Annotated in this window: 20 protein-coding genes, 2 tRNA genes and 1 other RNA gene; 12 read left to right on the top strand and 11 right to left on the bottom strand. The window is 36.3% G+C overall.

The window, feature by feature from the left end; all coding sequences use genetic code 11:
- Positions 1–4: 4 nt before the first annotated feature.
- Both M0Q20_RS09180 and M0Q20_RS09175 read right to left on the bottom strand, forming a co-directional pair.
- A tRNA-His gene (locus M0Q20_RS09180) sits at positions 5–81 on the bottom strand.
- Between the two features lie 22 nt (positions 82–103).
- Positions 104–181, bottom strand: a tRNA-Pro gene (locus M0Q20_RS09175).
- Positions 182–355: 174 nt separating this feature from the next.
- Here M0Q20_RS09175 and M0Q20_RS09170 point away from each other — a divergent pair.
- Together M0Q20_RS09170 and M0Q20_RS09165 are read left to right on the top strand one after the other, a co-directional pair.
- On the top strand, positions 356–1,801 hold the full coding sequence (locus tag M0Q20_RS09170) for a sodium:alanine symporter family protein (protein WP_295060907.1): 1,446 nt from the start codon (positions 356–358) through the stop codon (positions 1,799–1,801).
- Positions 1,798–2,073: a hypothetical protein gene (locus tag M0Q20_RS09165; protein WP_295060905.1), complete on the top strand. Its 276-nt coding sequence runs from the start codon at positions 1,798–1,800 to the stop codon at positions 2,071–2,073. Before M0Q20_RS09170 ends, M0Q20_RS09165 begins: the two co-directional genes overlap by 4 nt.
- Here M0Q20_RS09165 and M0Q20_RS09160 read toward each other — a convergent pair.
- The 3 genes from M0Q20_RS09160 to M0Q20_RS09150 are packed head-to-tail and all read right to left on the bottom strand — an operon-like array spanning position 2,070 to position 4,999.
- Positions 2,070–2,849, bottom strand: coding sequence for a thiazole synthase (locus M0Q20_RS09160; RefSeq protein ID WP_295060903.1), 780 nt, complete (start codon positions 2,847–2,849; stop codon positions 2,070–2,072). The two genes, M0Q20_RS09165 and M0Q20_RS09160, sit on opposite strands and share 4 nt — an antisense overlap.
- Positions 2,850–2,897: 48 nt before the next feature.
- Positions 2,898–4,262: an NAD(P)H-hydrate dehydratase gene (locus tag M0Q20_RS09155; RefSeq protein WP_295060900.1), complete on the bottom strand. Its 1,365-nt coding sequence runs from the start codon at positions 4,260–4,262 to the stop codon at positions 2,898–2,900.
- A gap of 2 nt (positions 4,263–4,264) precedes the next feature.
- Positions 4,265–4,999, bottom strand: coding sequence for an ATP-binding protein (locus M0Q20_RS09150; RefSeq protein ID WP_295060898.1), 735 nt, complete (start codon positions 4,997–4,999; stop codon positions 4,265–4,267).
- 173 nt (positions 5,000–5,172) lie between these two features.
- Here M0Q20_RS09150 and M0Q20_RS09145 point away from each other — a divergent pair, with 173 nt between their 5' ends.
- From M0Q20_RS09145 to M0Q20_RS09115, 7 genes are read left to right on the top strand one after another with little or no spacing between them, the layout of a single operon-like run.
- Entirely contained in the window at positions 5,173–6,192 is a 1,020-nt protein-coding gene (locus M0Q20_RS09145) for a cytochrome-c peroxidase (RefSeq protein WP_295060895.1), read from the top strand.
- Positions 6,193–6,241: 49 nt separating this feature from the next.
- The gene (locus M0Q20_RS09140; protein WP_295060892.1) at positions 6,242–7,204 is read left to right on the top strand and encodes a KpsF/GutQ family sugar-phosphate isomerase; all 963 of its coding nucleotides are present in this window, start codon (positions 6,242–6,244) and stop codon (positions 7,202–7,204) included.
- Positions 7,201–8,037, top strand: a complete 837-nt coding sequence (locus M0Q20_RS09135) for a pseudouridine synthase (protein ID WP_295060889.1) — start codon at positions 7,201–7,203, stop codon at positions 8,035–8,037. Before M0Q20_RS09140 ends, M0Q20_RS09135 begins: the two co-directional genes overlap by 4 nt.
- A gap of 2 nt (positions 8,038–8,039) precedes the next feature.
- Complete coding sequence (locus tag M0Q20_RS09130; protein ID WP_295060886.1) at positions 8,040–9,224, top strand: replication-associated recombination protein A; 1,185 nt, start codon at positions 8,040–8,042, stop codon at positions 9,222–9,224.
- 55 nt (positions 9,225–9,279) lie between these two features.
- Positions 9,280–9,579 carry a hypothetical protein gene (locus M0Q20_RS09125; protein WP_295060883.1) on the top strand — a complete coding sequence of 100 codons (300 nt, stop codon included), beginning with the start codon at positions 9,280–9,282 and terminating at the stop codon, positions 9,577–9,579.
- Positions 9,569–11,545: a methyl-accepting chemotaxis protein gene (locus M0Q20_RS09120; protein ID WP_295060880.1), complete on the top strand. Its 1,977-nt coding sequence runs from the start codon at positions 9,569–9,571 to the stop codon at positions 11,543–11,545. Before M0Q20_RS09125 ends, M0Q20_RS09120 begins: the two co-directional genes overlap by 11 nt.
- Positions 11,545–13,224 (top strand): response regulator, encoded by a 1,680-nt coding sequence (locus M0Q20_RS09115; protein WP_295060877.1) that lies wholly within the window; start codon positions 11,545–11,547, stop codon positions 13,222–13,224. The genes M0Q20_RS09120 and M0Q20_RS09115 overlap by 1 nt, the downstream gene beginning before the upstream one ends.
- A gap of 37 nt (positions 13,225–13,261) precedes the next feature.
- On the opposite strand, the gene rplT is transcribed toward M0Q20_RS09115, so the two are convergent.
- Together rplT and rpmI are read right to left on the bottom strand one after the other, a co-directional pair.
- Positions 13,262–13,621, bottom strand: coding sequence for a 50S ribosomal protein L20 (gene rplT / locus M0Q20_RS09110; protein WP_295060874.1), 360 nt, complete (start codon positions 13,619–13,621; stop codon positions 13,262–13,264).
- 118 nt (positions 13,622–13,739) lie between these two features.
- Entirely contained in the window at positions 13,740–13,931 is a 192-nt protein-coding gene (rpmI, locus tag M0Q20_RS09105; RefSeq protein WP_295060872.1) for a 50S ribosomal protein L35, read from the bottom strand.
- Positions 13,932–14,025: 94 nt separating this feature from the next.
- Between rpmI and M0Q20_RS09100 the strand changes: the two genes are divergently transcribed.
- On the top strand, positions 14,026–14,253 hold the full coding sequence (locus tag M0Q20_RS09100) for a hypothetical protein (RefSeq protein ID WP_295060869.1): 228 nt from the start codon (positions 14,026–14,028) through the stop codon (positions 14,251–14,253).
- Positions 14,254–14,279: 26 nt separating this feature from the next.
- Here the strand turns inward: M0Q20_RS09100 and ffs are convergent.
- An RNA gene (ffs, locus tag M0Q20_RS09095) (signal recognition particle sRNA small type) lies at positions 14,280–14,377 on the bottom strand.
- A gap of 44 nt (positions 14,378–14,421) precedes the next feature.
- Positions 14,422–14,760, bottom strand: coding sequence for an Hpt domain-containing protein (locus tag M0Q20_RS09090; protein WP_295060866.1), 339 nt, complete (start codon positions 14,758–14,760; stop codon positions 14,422–14,424).
- A gap of 40 nt (positions 14,761–14,800) precedes the next feature.
- On the opposite strand from M0Q20_RS09090, the gene M0Q20_RS09085 reads away from it, so the two are divergent.
- Both M0Q20_RS09085 and M0Q20_RS09080 read left to right on the top strand, forming a co-directional pair.
- On the top strand, positions 14,801–15,334 hold the full coding sequence (locus M0Q20_RS09085) for a hypothetical protein (RefSeq protein ID WP_295060863.1): 534 nt from the start codon (positions 14,801–14,803) through the stop codon (positions 15,332–15,334).
- Complete coding sequence (locus M0Q20_RS09080) at positions 15,331–16,026, top strand: SDR family NAD(P)-dependent oxidoreductase (RefSeq protein WP_295060860.1); 696 nt, start codon at positions 15,331–15,333, stop codon at positions 16,024–16,026. Before M0Q20_RS09085 ends, M0Q20_RS09080 begins: the two co-directional genes overlap by 4 nt.
- Here the strand turns inward: M0Q20_RS09080 and M0Q20_RS09075 are convergent.
- On the bottom strand, positions 16,021–16,275 hold the full coding sequence (locus tag M0Q20_RS09075; protein WP_295060857.1) for a hypothetical protein: 255 nt from the start codon (positions 16,273–16,275) through the stop codon (positions 16,021–16,023). The two genes, M0Q20_RS09080 and M0Q20_RS09075, sit on opposite strands and share 6 nt — an antisense overlap.
- Positions 16,262–16,636: a flagellar export chaperone FliS gene (gene fliS, locus M0Q20_RS09070; protein ID WP_295060854.1), complete on the bottom strand. Its 375-nt coding sequence runs from the start codon at positions 16,634–16,636 to the stop codon at positions 16,262–16,264. The genes M0Q20_RS09075 and fliS overlap by 14 nt, the downstream gene beginning before the upstream one ends.
- Between the last annotated feature and the right edge of the window lie 180 nt (positions 16,637–16,816).

Raw genomic sequence — 16,816 nt, 5'->3', positions numbered from 1 at the left:
TTTATGGGGTGAGATACGGGATTCGAACCCGCGACCCCCGGCACCACAAACCAGTGCTCTAACCAGCTGAGCTAATCTCACCATAATTTTTTAAATATAAAAGTGGTCGGGGTGAAAGGACTCGAACCTTCGGCCCCTTGGTCCCAAACCAAGTACTCTAACCATACTGAGCTACACCCCGACTTCTTTCATTAAAACAGCGCTTGTAGCTGATTAATGAGGCGAAATTATAGTCAATAACTTTCAAAATGTCAATAGTATTTTTTGCATATTTAAAAACTTTCAAAAGAGTGGTACAAAAAGAGATTAAGATTAGTTTGTTACAATACAAAATTTTGGTTCTAAAGGGTTAGTTTTGGGTGAAATTTTTAGTAGTATCAACTCTTTTTTAGAGACTGTTCTCTTTTTTGATATCTTATTTGGGAGTGTTGACGGGGTAAACTTACCATTTTTAGTGATATGGCTTATTTCAGGCGGTATTTATCTAACATTTTTAACAAAATTTATAAATCTAAGGATGCTTAAACACTCTTTTGATATTGTAAGAGGCAGATATAGGACTATTGATGATGTGGGGCAGATTTCATCTTTTGGTGCTCTTACAACTGCACTTAGTGCAACTGTCGGACTCGGAAATATAGCAGGCGTTGCTCTTGCCGTTGCTATCGGCGGTCCGGGAGCTACATTTTGGATGATAGTAGCCGGTTTTTTAGGAATGAGCCTTAAGTTTACAGAAGTTACTCTATCTCTTCAATACAGAGAATTTTTAAAAGACGGTACAGTGATGGGCGGTGCCATGGAGTATCTATCTAAAGGCTTGGCAAAAAAGGGTTATGCAAAATTCGGTAAAGTATTAGCAGTAGTCTTTGCCGTATTTATGATTGGAGGTGCAATCGGCGGTGGAAACACATTCCAAGTATCTCAAGCTTTAAGTGCAATGTCTCAGGAGATACCGTTTTTTGAAGAGTTTCCAATAGCTTTTGGCATTATTATCGCATCTTTAGTCGGCTTTGTTATCATCGGTGGAGTTACAAGAATCGCCCGCATTACCGAAACACTTGTACCTGTAATGGCTATCATATATATCTTTGCATCTTTATGGATTTTAGGTGTTCATTATGAAAAAATAGATGATGCTTTTACTATTATACTTACAGAAGCTTTTTCAACTAGTGCCGTTTATGGCGGTGCTATCGGTTCGCTTATACAAGGGTTTCAAAGAGCAGTTTTCTCCAGTGAAGCAGGCATAGGCTCCTCGCCGGTTGCGCACGCGCCTGTTAAAACAAAATACCCTGTAAGACAAGGGCTTGTCGCTCTATATGAGCCATTTATAGATACTATAGTTATATGTACCATGACAGCACTCGTTATTGTAATAACCGGAGTTTATGCACATGACGGAGCTTATGCAGCTCTTATAGAGGCAAAAGAGGGTGCCGCGTTAACAAGCGCTGCTTATGGTACTGTTATTGATTGGTTTCCGGTAATTTTATCTGTAAGCATCACTCTTTTTGCATTTTCTACTATGATCTCTTGGTCATACTACGGTGAGCGTGCGTGGGTCTATCTTTTTGGTTCAAAATTCTCAATTATTTATAAAATAATGTTTTTGTCTTTAACTATTATAGGAACGGTTGTAAGTACTAGCTTATTGGTAGATTTTAGTTTTATGCTTCTTCTTGCCATGGCGCTACCTAATATACTTGGGCTTTTTATCCTCAGCGGTGAGGTAAAAAAACAGCTAGATGTTTATCTGAAAAAACTTAAAAGCGGTGAACTTGATAATGAGGCTATAAGATGAGTAGAGCTAAAAAAGAGTGTATAAGTTTTTTAGAAAAACACAATGTAAATCTAGATTCTGAGATTGACTTTGAAGTAAACGGTAAACTCCATACACTATCGTTTAGATATATTTTAGATACGTTTATGATGGCTTCGGATGAGTCACAACAACTTTTTTTAACTGCCTTAAAAAAGTCTCTAAAGAGTAAAGGTATGGGAGTAGAGAGATTTTTTGAGGGGATGGGTCAACTTTTGCTCATGACCCATCTTTCAAAAAATATTGAGATTTAAAACTGTATCAATCCATCAATAGGAGAGGATGCGGTTGCGTAAGGTTTTTTCGGAATTCTTCCTGCAAGATAACTCATGCGCCCTGAGATAACTGCATGTTTCATAGCTTCTGCCATCATCATAGGATCCTTTGCCCCAGCTATAGCACTGTTTGTCAAAACTCCCTCTGCCCCAAGTTCCATGGCATAAGCGGCATCACTAGCACACCCTATTCCGGCATCAACGATTACGGGAACACTTACCGCTTCACGAATAAATACGATATTGTAAGGATTTTGAATCCCAAGACCGCTGCCTATCGGTGCTGCAAGAGGCATGATGGCATGCGCACCTGCATCCTCAAGTCTCTTTGCCATAATAGGGTCATCCGAAGTATATGCCATTATTGTAAACCCCTCACGTGCTAATATTTCACAAGCTTTGATGGTCTCTATAACATCAGGATAAAGAGTCTTTTGAGTATCTCCGATAACTTCTAGTTTAATCAAATCAATCCCAGTTGCTTCACGCGTAAGTCTAAAAGTAGTAATTGCTTCTTCTGCTGTTACACACCCAGCAGAGTTTGGTAAAAACTTAACGTTTGTATCTTTAAATGTATCGCGTAAATTCTCTTTATCCGGATCCGTAATGTTTAGGCGACGAACAGCAACTGTAATAAGTTCACTTCCACTTGCAAGTGTCGCCTCTTTTGTTGTTTGAAAATCTTTATATTTTCCACTTCCGACAATAAGTCGAGAGCCGAGTTCATACTTCCCTATTTTTAAAATATTATCCATAATCTTACTACCTCTTTTTTAAATTGCAGTTTTATAACATATGCAATCTTATAGTTTGCATATCCCCTCTATCAAATCATCCGGTGTTAGTGAAAAATCAGCTCCACTATAATTTAGTGCAACTCTTACATGTGCTAAAGAGCCGTTTAGAGCAGCATCAAGCGGCTCATGCCCTTGAGCCAGAAGCGAGCCTATAAGACCGCTTAAAACATCCCCGCTTCCACCTTTTGCCAGAGCCTGCGTCCCATGAGGATTTATATAGAAATTACTATCTTGTGCAACTATTACATTTGCCCCTTTTAAGAGCAGCGTTACATATGGAAACTTTTCACAAAACATCTCTGCATAATAAAAACGATTTTTTTGTAACTCTTCTACTGTTATATCAGCTAAATTTACTATTTTTAAAAGAGATACAAACTCCTTTGCATGAGGGGTTATAACTACCTTTTCTCTCTTTAAAATAGCCAAAACTATATCCATATTAAAAATGTCAGCATCGACAATAAGGGGGAGCTTATTATCCAAAAACTTCTCTAACTCTATAGTACTAAACTCTCTTCCTAGTCCCATTCCTAAAGCTAATGCAGTTGCATTTATCGGTACTTCATGCGAGTACATCAAAGAGTGCGGAATCTCAATCTTTTCAAACCCTACAAGAGTAACCAAGCCGCTTCCAAACTTTAATGCGGAGAGTGCGCTCATTATGCTCGCTCCGCTTTTCTCTCCGCATACAACTGCCAAATGTCCGTAACTACCTTTATGAGAATCTTTTTTAACTCTTTTTGGAAGTTTTAAATCATCCAAATCAAGCAGATTCCAGTTACTCTGTTTTTCATAAACTTCTCTTGAGATGCCCAAGTCTAAAACTTTTACTTCGCCTACAAACTCTTTTGCCGTATCAAGAAACATAGCTTTTTTTAAAGCGCCCATGGTAAGGGTTACATCTGCTAGAAATTTATAACCTGAGGGAATATCACACGCTATCTTAAAAGCCTCTATGGAGTTCATCTCATCGATTAAGTTTGTTAGCTCTGCGCTAAATTTACCATCAAAACCGGTGCCGACAATAGCATCAACTAAAACATCACACTCTTGAAGTCTACTGCACTCTTTTACGCCTACACTAATAGCGCGTTTTTGTTGTAAAAGAGCCATTTTTGAAGAGGGTTTTTTTGCATAATAAACATAGGCATCGTAATCTGCATGCAGAAGCCTTGCAAGCGCAATTCCGTCAGCTCCATTATTGCCGCTTCCACAAACAACGATAACTTTTGATTTTTTTTTAAAATTGTTACGAATATACTCAGCCATACCGTTAGCGGCATGCTCCATAAGTATATCTTCGTTTAAAAAAAACTCCTCATAACATCTTTTATCTAAAGATGCTACCTCATCAAAAAGTTTCTGCATCTCTACTCATCAATTACATACTCATCAATCTCGACTATATTGCTTTTTATATCATTGAACAAAAGAGTATGATAGTCGGTTCTATACTGATAAAAAAATCTGTTTTTTGGTAATTTTTTCAAATTTGACGTATTAAAGTACTCAAAGTTTGAACATCTTCCAAGATATAAAAATGTAAATAGCAGTTTTATTTGCGGACTCTCAAAGGTACTGTGCGGTTGAGCCAAAAATGTGAGTCCATATTTTTTTAGATTTAAGAAGTTCAGCATGTAAAGCAAGAAATCTTCAAATTTTGTGTAAAAACCGTTTAAATTTTCAATATCGTGAAAAAAGTAGTAATAATTTTCTAAAAGCCCTTTTATCTGAAGAGTCTCCGTCAACTTACTTTTTATATCCCTTTTGTTTGAAAAGTAAGCAGGATCAACTGCCATATATATATGTTTTTTCTCATCAACTAACTTATTGAACTCTTCTAAAAACTCTTCCTCTTCACTAAATCTTATGTAATTAAAATGTTCGTCTTTATATCTAAGTTCTATCTCGTCTATATCTGAGTTGGAAAAATCGAGATAGAGTGTTGAAACATTGCTGTCGATTATAAAGTTTCTTATCCTGCATGCAAGGTTTGTTTTACCTGCACCCTCTTCTGCTAAAATTAGAGTGTTGAAAAACAGCACTCTCTCCTCAACTTTAAGTGTGTTAATACTGCTTACATATTTTCCTAGTTTATCTCTCATTTTTTTCCCTCTAAAAAGTTTGGAAATTATTATATCTTATCTCTAATAAATAAAGGCTGTTTCTCTGCTTGTCTTGTATCTAAATATATTGATAATATAAGCTTGTTATACAAAATTAAGCAAAATGAATGTAAGATTTGTGACAAATTCTATAGCAAAAAAAGGAACTCCCAATGTACACTAAAATTTTATTAACTGTTGCAATTGCAGCTTCATCTCTTTTAGCCTCTGATTTGTTAGTTGATGCAAAAAAAGCCGGTTTAAAACCGATACCTAGCGACGAAAAAGAGCTCTTGAAGCTTATCGATAATCCAAAAAACCCAATTACTCCTGAAAAAGTCGAGCTTGGTAAAAAACTCTATTTTGACCCAAGGTTATCAAAGAGTGGCTTTATAAGCTGTAACAGCTGCCACAACCTTAGTGAGGGCGGTGATGACGGGATTCCTGCTGCTATAGGACATTTATGGACTGCAAACCCACACCACCTAAACTCCCCTACAGTCTATAATGCTGTATTTTTTACTTCTCAATTTTGGGATGGTCGCGATCCACACCTAGAAGCACAAGCACAAGGTCCGATACAAGCTGCTCCGGAGATGTCTGCAACACCTGAACATGTAGTAGCAACCGTTACCTCTATGCCTGAGTATGTAGAAGATTTTAAAGTTGCGTACGGCAAAGATGTAAAGATAACATTTGCAAAAGTAGCAGATACAATAGCAACGTTTGAGAGAACACTAGTTACTCCATCAGCATATGATGATTTTTTAAATGGTAAAGAGGACGCTTTGACAAAAGCACAAAAAGATGGTCTTAAAACTTTTATAGACAAAGGGTGTACTACTTGTCATAATGACATAGCTCTTGGCGGAAAGATGAACGTATTTAACATCACAGGAACATATAAGTACCAAAATGTGGGTGACTTCAGAGGTGACAAAAACGGAATGGTAAAAGTACCTACTCTAAGAAACATCACTCAAACTGCACCATACTTTCATAATGGTCAAATATGGGAGTTAAAAGATGCGATTAAAGAGATGGGGCGCATCCAACTCGGTGCAGATATAAGTGACAAAGAGGCTGCTTCAATTGAGGAGTTTCTAAAAGCACTTGATGGTAGAAAAGCGGACATTATACTTCCTCAACTACCTGCATCAACTTCTAAAACTCCAAAACCCGATATTAATTAAATATCCTTCCTCCTGCGCAATTTATACCCAAAAAGGGTATAATTGCATCATGAATTACAGACAAATAGCACAAGAAACTTTAAAAATAGAAGCCCAAACGCTCTTAAACAGCGCCCAAGAAATAGGTGATGTGTTTGACAAAGCGGTTGAAATCATCCTTGCATGCAGAGGAAAACTCATAGTTACCGGCGTGGGAAAATCAGGATTAATAGGCGCAAAGATGGCTGCAACATTCGCATCTACCGGAACTCCTAGTTTTTTTCTGCACCCCACAGAAGCGCTCCATGGTGATTTGGGAATGATAAGCAAGGATGATGTTGTTCTAGCCATTAGCTATAGCGGAGAGAGCGAGGAGTTAAGCTCTATCCTTCCGCATATAAAGAGATTTGATACTCCGCTTATCGGCATGACTAGAGATAAAAACTCAACACTTGGAAGATATAGCGATTTGGTTATTGATGTCGTTGTTGAGAAAGAAGCTTGCCCTCTTAATATTGCGCCGACAAGCTCTACAACACTAACCCTTGCTCTTGGTGACGCACTTGCAGTATGTCTTATGAAGGCAAAAAACTTCAAAAAGAGTGATTTTGCATCATTTCATCCCGGTGGAGCTTTGGGAAAACAGCTGTTTGTAAAAGTTAAAGATCTGATGAGAACAAAAGATTTGCCAATTATTATGGCAGATACAAAACTCAAAGATGCTATTATAAAAATCAGCGAAGGTAGGCTTGGTAATGTTTTGGTTTGTGATGAATTTGACAAGCTTATTGGGCTTATTAGTGACGGTGACATTAGAAGAGCCCTTATGAATAAAGACTTTTCACTTGAAGATAATGTCTTAAAGTATGCAACCCTAAACCCAAAAACAGTAGATGATGAAAATATACTTGCAAGCCAAGCACTCGTTATTATAGAGGAGATGAAGATACAGCTTTTAGTTGTAACTGATAAAAATAAAAAAGTAAAGGGCGTGCTCCACATCCATACTTTGGTTGAAAAAGGTATATCGTGAGATTAAATAAATACATTGCACATCACTCAAGCTACTCAAGAAGAGAGGCTGACAAAGCGATTAAAGAGGGTTATGTAAGAGTTGATGGAGAGATTGAGACAAATCCTGCCACAGATGTAACAGAGGGGATAAGCATCGTCTATGTAAGCGGAAAACAGGTGAGCCCTAGAGATAAATATACTGTTATTGTTTACAATAAACCAAAGGGCGAATTAGTAACAAAAAGCGACCCAAAGGGCAGAAGGACTATCTATGACACTCTAAGCAAAGAGTACAAACACTACATTCCAGTCGGAAGACTTGACTACGCCTCAGAGGGTCTGCTTCTTCTAACCGATGCTTCTAAAGTGGCATCGGCTCTAATGGAATCAAACTTAGAGAGAATCTACAAGATTAAGATAAAAGGCGAAGTTACTCCGGATATGGAAGATGCTATGCTTAAAGGAATGACGCTTGATGATGCATCTGCAGGTGGGCACACACACTCAAAAATTACAAAAATGGAGTTTAAGCCTTTTATAGGGTATAAAATCCAAAAAAATCAAGCAAACTACTCAATCCTAAAAGTGGCTTTAAGTGAGGGTAAAAACCGTGAACTTAGACGCTTTTTTGCACATTTTGGCGCAGAAATAGCAGACCTTAAGAGAATCAGTTTTGCAGAGATAGAGCTTAATAATCTTCCAGAGGGAAAGGTTAGATTTTTAAGCCGCAGCGAGTACTCGGCTCTATCTAAATTTTTAAAAGATGAGAAAAAATCAGAACAAAAAGAGCTTAGAGAGTTAAGTAAGCACGGCGAAAAAAGAGCTTTTTCTCAAAAGCAGAAGAAGAGGTAAAATTGGCTGATTTTACACATCTTTTGCGCCCTCAATCTTTTGATGAAATCCTCGGACAAGCTCATTTGAGCGCTAAAGAAGCACCTCTTAGGGTGTTGTGTGAAAAAAATACTCTAGGACACAGCTTCTTTTTTGGTCCTGCCGGATGCGGGAAAACATCTATTGCAAGAGTTATAGCCAAAGTGATGAGTTTACCTTTTTATGAGTTTAACGCCACTAGCATCAAAATTGAGCAACTAAGAAAGATTTTTGACACCTACAAAAACACACTACAAAGACCTCTGATTTTTATAGACGAAGTGCATCGCTTAGCCAAAAATCAGCAAGAAGTTCTACTTCCCGTTATGGAGAGTAACTCTGTTTTAATTATCGGGGCATCAACCGAGAACCCGTTTTTTTCACTTACTTCTGCAATCCGCTCCCGCTCAATGTTATTTGAACTATACTATATAACAAACAAAGCGCTTGAAGAGTTGCTGCAAAAAGCTCTCGCAAATGCTTCACTCACATGTGATAAAGATGCGGAAGAGTACCTAGTAAACAGTAGCGGCGGGGATGCAAGAGCGATGCTTAAACTGCTTGAGTTTGCATCAAATATAGCGCCTCATGTAACTCTTGATATTTTAAAGTCACTCCGTCCAAATGCTCTAAGTGCTGGAAGTAGTGAAGCTGGTGTTCATTATGACCTGACAAGCGCTCTGATTAAATCCATCAGAGGCTCAGACATGGATGCCGCCATCTACTATCTAGCTCGTCTGATTGAGGGTGGCGAGAGTGCAGATTTTATAGCAAGACGACTTGTCATTCTTGCAAGCGAAGATATCGGCAATGCAAATCCACAAGCTCTTACACTTGCAACCTCCGCTTTAACAAGTGTATCAAAAATCGGCTATCCGGAAGCCAGAATTATTTTGGCGCAGACAGCTATTTATCTGGCATCTTCCCCTAAATCAAACTCGGCGTATATGGCAATAAACAAAGCGCAGAAGTTAGTTAAGGAGGGTGTGATGCTTGATATACCAAAAAATATAACACAACGTAACGAAGGGTATCTCTATCCTCATGATTTTGGTGGTTATGTGAAGCAACACTACCTTACTAAAGAGTTAAACTTAGTTGAACTAAAAGATATTGGATATGAAAAAAAAATTAAGGATTGGTTAAGAAATATAACTGATTTTAGCTAACTTTAATTCTATTCATTATAAACTGCTACTAAATATGAGGAAATAAGGTATTGTAATGGAACTAAAAGTATCTTCAAATGCTCTTATAATTAGCGGCAATATTAAAAGTATTAGTGACTTTGAGAACATTAAGCGTATGCTCGATGGCATAGTTGCTCAACATAAACATGTAAAGATTAAAATATTAGACTCTCTCTCTATTACATCCTCGGTTATAGGATACTTGAACAAACTCGTTTTAAAAGACAATATAGACCTTCAAATGCAAGTTGGAAATGAGCAGTTGTTATCGCTTTTAGACGACCTTAATCTAGTCTCAATTTTTAAAGCTAAAAGGGGTCCTAATGACAATTAAGTTTAAACTAAATCTTATAACTACAATCGTAGTCTCGTTTGCTCTTGTAATAATAGCCTTTACGCTTAGTAAGGCGTTGACAAACAATGCTATTATCAATCAAGCAAAAGAGCTTAACACTCTTTCTCAAAAACTAAGTCTTGTTATTCATGAAACGCAAAAAGAGAGGGGTGCAAGTGCAGGTTTTATAGGCTCTAGAGGTGAGAAATTTAGTGACATCTTACCAAAACAGAGGGTGGATACTACAAAAGAGAACAGAAATCTGACAGAGTATTTAAAAACACTTGACTTAGACTCTTTTCCAAAAGAGCTTAGTGAAGAGATTTCTGCTTTTAGTTTAGATATGGATAAAATATCTAATATACGTTCACAAGTAGATTCTCTCTCAATCAGCGTGGGTGAAGCTGTAGCTTATTATACAAATATGAATAAAAAGATTTTAAATATTGTCTCACTTACTGCAAAGTTAGCAAATACTCATGAGCTAGTTAAAGCACTCGACTCTTATACAAATTTTTTAAAGTCTAAAGAGCGCGCAGGAATTGAGAGAGCCGTGTTAAGCGGAACCTTTGCAGCCGGTCAATTTGCAGATGGCGTATTTGCAAAATGGATTACTCTTGTTGCCGAACAAGATGCATATCTTGACTCTTACTTTTCAATGGCAACTGAGAGTTCAAAAACTCTTTATGAGCAAAAGATGAGCTCTCCTGTCATAGATGATGTCAATAAAATGCGCGCAATTGCAAGAGAAAAAGCGATAGAGGGCAATTTTGGTGTAGATAGTGTTTTATGGTTTAAGACTATAACCAACAAAATCAATCTTCTAAAAGAGGTTGACGATGAACTGGCAAAACAAAATAGTATTCTTCTTGATCAAATTGAATCCGAACAAAATAGAAGCGCTCTTATAACTCTGATCGGATACTCTTTGTTTGCTATTATGATATTTTTAATAATACTTATTGTTAGCACAAGAGTAAATAAGAGTGTACGTAGCTCTTTAGAGAAAATAGAGTGTGTCTCTGATAATCTCGACTTAACATGTGATGTTATTGTCGAAGGAAAAGATGAGATTTCGCAAATATCAAGAGCGCTTCATAAAATGGTAGTAGCTTTTAAAGAGAGTGTACTGCAGGCAAAAAATGTTTCAAATATGACATCAAAAGAGAGCAAAGTCTTAAACGGTATAGTTGATGAACTTACAAAAAACGGTGAGGTAGCAGATATTAAAATCTCTAATATCAATGTCCTTGTAACAGAAGTGGGCGAGAGGCTTGATGCTATAGAAGAGGCATCTATTACAGTTACTGAGGATTTAAAACAGACCTTTGGAGTATTGGACGGTTTTATCGACAAACTCAACTCCGTAGTTGTCGCCATAGAAGAGGGAAATCAAAATCAACAAGATTTCGTCCAAAAAGTCTCCTCGCTTACAGAGCAAGCTAAAAATATAAAAGATGTCTTGGCTATTATTTCAGATATTGCCGATCAGACAAACCTTCTAGCACTTAATGCCGCTATAGAAGCAGCACGCGCCGGCGAGCATGGGAGAGGATTTGCTGTTGTTGCAGATGAAGTAAGAAAACTTGCAGAGAGAACACAAAAAAGTCTTGGCGAGATTAGTGCAAATGTTAATCTAATAACCCAAAACGTTGTAGAGATATCTGAAGAGACCCATAGAGCATCGCAAAACATGAGCAATATTGCAGACTCTGCGCAAGATTTAATATCATCTTCTCAGACTACCAAAGAGAACCTCTCTGTTACAACAGATAAGTCAAGCGACGTTATGTATCAAAGTACATACATTGCAACTAAAACAAAAGAGCTTATCCGAGATATGGATGAGATTATAGAGATTTCAAAAAGAAACACAGAGCACAGAAGCCTAGTTGACAATGCAGCTACCAAACTAGATAGCGATGCGAATAAACTACAAAGCGAATTAAGTAAATTTAAAATTTAATGCAAAGCAATATAGGCGGCTCAATTTTAAAGTATTTAAAATCTTTGACACTCTTATGTGTCGAGGATAGCAAAACAACACAGCTTCTATATAACTCCTTATTTGAAGATTTGGTAAAAGATATTATCTTTGCCTATGACGGAGAAGATGGGTATCAAAAATTTTGTCATGAAAAAATAGACCTTATAATCGCGGATTATGACATGCCTCTTCTAAACGGCATAGAGATGATAAAAAAGATAAGAAGTAGGGATAAAGAGATTCCTATTATTCTTGTGTCTGCTATCACAGATGTAGATGTCATTGTTCAAGCACTTCAACTAAATGTAAATAATTTTTTAAAAAAACCCATTATATCCTCAGAGGTGATGCAATCAATTCAAAATGTCACTAAGCTTCTTATTGCTAACAACTACCTAAAAGAACAAAGAGAAAAAAAGATAAAGGAGCTTGAGAAGAGGGAGAAGTACAACTCCTATCAAGAAGATCTTGCCTTTTCTAAAGAGCTCAATATCGTAAGAAATGATTTCTACTACCAGATGCTACAAAACAAGCACACAACGCTTATAGACTTCTTTTATAAGCCGCTTGATGTATTAAGCGGAGATGCATATAGCGCAAGAAAAATAGATGACAACACAACATTTTACTTCATTATTGACGGAATGGACAAAGGGTTATCTGCTTCACTTAGCTCTATGCTAATGACATCTTATATAAATCACTTAGTAGACAAAGTAGGTGCTAAATTTTCTTTAGAAAGTATAATAGACTCCTCCTTGGAGTATATAAAACCTATATTACTTGATGAAGAGGCTTTTTCTATGGATTTTATTGTCATTAACTACGCAACAAAATCAATGGAGTTTGCAAAATTTGCAATGCCCCCTTCGCTTGCACAATCCATTAACAACAAGATAATAAAAATAAAATCAAATAACCCGCCTATATGTAAATATAGAACTACTTTTGCAATATCGCATATGGATATCTCAAATATTACAAAATTTCTTTTTTACAGCGATGGGGTGACAGAAAATAGCACTAGAGATGAGACAAAGTTGTATGCCAGTTTTATAGAAGATGACTTTTTATCTTCTTTTACGAAAAATGAGCTTATAGAGAAGATTCTCTATAGGATAGAGACTCAAGAGGACGATATGACTTTTATTTTTATAAATCAATTGACTTTGTCAAAGGATAAAAAAATTGCAACAAAAAGCTTTAAAAGTACTTTAGCCGATGTAGAGGATGCTAACGATTGGTATACTGATTTGTGGACAAATATGACAAACAATCATAAACTCTCTTATAGTGCAGGTATTGTATTTTCAGAGCTATTTATGAATGCTTATGAACATGGAAGTCTCGGCTTAAATACAGAGGCAAAACATAGACTCTTAAGTGAAGATATCTATTTTACCACGCTTGAGAAGATGCAAAAAGAGTGTGATAAGCAAATAACCGTAAACCTATTTGTAATTGAGTACAACTCTTATAAATATGTGGCGACTACTATAAAAGATGATGGAAGTGGTTTTAATACTAATATATTACGCGGGATATTTAAAGAAAAAAATAACTTTAACGGCAGAGGGGTTTATATCTCTAAGCAATCTTCACTCGGAGTCTATTATAATTCACAGGGAAATAGCGTACTTTTTTTACACAGAATCTAGAGTTAAGTGCAACAGAAGTCACACTTAACTTTTGAATCTATTTTGCTAATGCTGCTTTTGAAGCTTCTGCAACTGCACTAAATGCCGCTGCATCATTCATAGCCATATCAGCAAGAACTTTACGGTCAAGCTCGATGCCACTTTTGTGAATACCGTTCATAAATGTTGAATAGTTCATTCCGTTAAGACGACATGCAGCATTGATACGGATAATCCATAGTTTGCGGAAATCACGTTTTTTCTGCTTACGGTCACGGAATGTATAGTACATTGAGCGCTCTAGCTGCTCTTTTGCTTTACGGAAGTGCTTACGACGTCCGCTATAAAAACCTTTTGCAAGTTTTAATATCTTTTTGTGTCTTCTTCTACGAACAACACCTGTTTTTACTCTTGGCATTTTATTTCCTTTTCTCTTTACCCAGACGCTATTTATGCGTTCAAGGTGCCACATCTGACGTGGTCTTGCCCAGCTACTATATTGCTATGCGGCTGGAGATTTAACAATCAACTATTTACTAGTTAATCATAGCCTTAACATTTTTTTCATCAGCTTTTGAAACAATTTTTGGTTTGTTTTGCTTTGAGCGAGTATCTGAATCTTGTTTTGTTAAAATATGGCTTCTAAACGCTGTACCACGTTTAACAGTGCCGTTTTTCTTAACTTTAAAACGCTTTACAGCGCCTTTTACCGATTTCATCTTTGGCATCGAAACTCCTTTGTAAAATTCTCTTAAGAGTACAAAATGTACTTTGAGAGCGAGATTATACCCAAATATCTTTAATTTTTGCTATACTCTTGGCATGAATTCTATTAAACATATAAATAATGCACTACAAGAGCTAGATAAAGAGGTGGAGGCAATCCTTGCTGATATGAGCTTACCTATGAATGAAAAAGATAATCGAATGTTGCCGTTGCTTCAACAAAAAAGAGTTTTAAAGCAGACTCTAGATGATTTAGTTTATCTAAAAGAAAATCCGCCAAAACCAAATCAGGCGTGTGGAATTTCTAAACATAGAAAAGATTGATATTTTTAAAAAAATGATAGAAAGACTTCCCCCCAGATACCTGCGGCACATAACACTCTAAGGCGTGCTGCTGTATTCCTACCCTGACACAATATCTCAAAGCACCATTGCACAGGTCTAAAGGGAAGCGCCGAATTATATCCTAAAAAGATAAATTAAACAAAATGTTTATAGAGCTATTGTGCTTATACTCTTTTTTATAGCCCTCATGTAACCTGCATAGTCAAAATTTATACTCTTTTTAGTGGCTTCTTGCTCCATCTCTTTTGCCATCTCAAAAATTTCGTTAAATTTAATATTTCCCGAACTCCCTTTTATTGCATGAGCTAGTGATTTTATTTTATCATAATCCATAAGCTTTATTGCCTCTTCAAGAGCCTTTAGTGTTGTATTTGTCTCCTCAAAAAAACTTTTGATGATAGCGGGGATATGTTTAGATTTTACTCCTATACTAAGTGCCATTTCTTCATAATTTATATTTGAGTAATCGGCATATAAAATAGGCATAATCTTCTTCTCTTAATATTTTATTTTGGTACAATATTGCATGTTGTATATTGTAACTGCATTAAAACCTGAAATACAAGCATTTATTGATAAATATAAGCTGCTAAAAGGGAAGTGTGATAAATTTACTCTCTTTAGCTCTAGAGAGTTGAGAGTAATTCTTAGCGGTGTAGGTATTAATAATGCCAAAGAGGCAACAGACGCGCTTATAAAAAACTTTAAACCTTCAAAAGATGATATCTTTATAAATATCGGGATTTGCGGTGCGAGTAGAAAGTACAAAATCGGGGAACTTATAAAAGTAGGTCGCGTTATATATAGAGATAAAGAGCATATAGTTGGCAACAATCCTTTATGCACATTAACATGCAAAGACTCAGAGGCTTCAAAAAGTCTTGATGAGATAGTTGATATGGAGTCTTATGGCTTTTGCGAAGCTACTACTTACATTGAGAACCGTTATATCTATAAAGTAGTAAGTGATCATTTTGAGCCAAACATAGTTACAAAAGATGGAACTAAAAAGTTGATTTTTGATGTAATAGAGCACGTTATCAAAGAGGTTAAAAATTGAGAAAAGTTGTAGTGACCGGTGCTAGCAGCGGAATTGGTAAAGAGATAGCAAAAAGATTGTTACTGCTGGGCTATAACGTAATAGGCATTAGCAGAAGCGTAAAAAAAGAGGATTTTCAGAGCGAAAACTTCACTCTACTTCAAGCTGACTTAGCAGATGAAACATCAACCCTATTGACATGTAAGAAAATAGCAGATGAAAATATCTACATGTTAATAAACTGCGCAGGATTTGGCAGATTTGAGCCACATGAAGAGCTAAGCAGCAAAACAATCACGGATATGGTTTTTCTAAATCTTACCGCTCCTATGCTTCTAACAAATGCGCTACTTAGAAATCTTAAAAAAAGTAATGGTTATCTTATAAATATAAACTCCATTGAGGCTCTTAGAGCAAGTAAGTTTGCTGGAGTTTACAGTGCTACTAAAGCTGGTTTAAGGGCATTTGGCGACTCCTTATTTGAAGAGACAAGGAAAAGTGGCTTAAGTGTTACAAACATCAATCCGGATATGACGCAGAGCAGTTTTTATAACGAACTAAGATTTGAGACGAGCAAAGATGAAAATGAACGACTTCTAGCTTCAGATATTGCCGATGCAGTAGAGCATATACTTAGCATGAGAAAAGGTGCGGTTGTAAGTGAGTACACCATAAGAAGTCTGAATTTTGGAATAAGTAAAAAAAGGTTATGACCTTATATCAAATCTTTTAGAGACAGGAGTATCCATAGAGCGCAAAAAATCAAGATTTTTTCTAATCTGCTTCATTGAGTCTGATGTGTTTTGCTTTAGAGTCTCAACCATATAAGTAGCCTCTTTTAAGAGATAAACTGCTTCTTCTATCTCTTTTCTACTCTCTAGCTGAGGAACATTTTGTAGTAAAGCATCCAAAGAGTTTGTATTTTTTTCTATTATCGCTATTTTTAACTTATTTAGCCACATTTGTGTTCTCTCTCCACGCTTCTAGCAGGCCCTTAAAAACATTGCTAACCTCATCAAGTTTAGCAGTATCTTTTTGAATGTTGGCTATATTGAGAAGCTGAATCTCATAGCTATATAACCCCTCTAAATATTTTGCCACACGACCATGATTATAATCTAGAGTAGCTATTAGCTCTGAAATAATAGCGACAGAGCGATTTATCCAATAAACTCTCTTTTCAATATCTCCATCATTCATAGCCTTTTTAGCCTGAGCGTTAAAACGAAGCACCCCTTCATACAACATCTCAATAAGCTTTGCAGGAGATTCTATCCCTACATTGTTTTGTACATAAATATTATGAGCTACATTACCATACATATCAAATCCTTTTTCGCTAAGTAACTATTTTTAGTCTCTTTGTATATCCCTATACATCGACATTTTCAATGTTTTGTTTAATGTTTTTACAGAACTAGTTGTTATTATTTTCCGATTCCGTCATTTGTGTAAACATTGATGATGTGTTGTTTAATTTTGCTATCATCGCATCATAAGCAG

It is taken from the genome of Sulfurimonas sp. (genome assembly GCF_023229025.1).
GTDB lineage: Bacteria > Campylobacterota > Campylobacteria > Campylobacterales > Sulfurimonadaceae > Sulfurimonas.
Note: the sequence above shows the minus strand (reverse complement) of the source record. Positions and strands in the feature narration are given on the sequence as shown.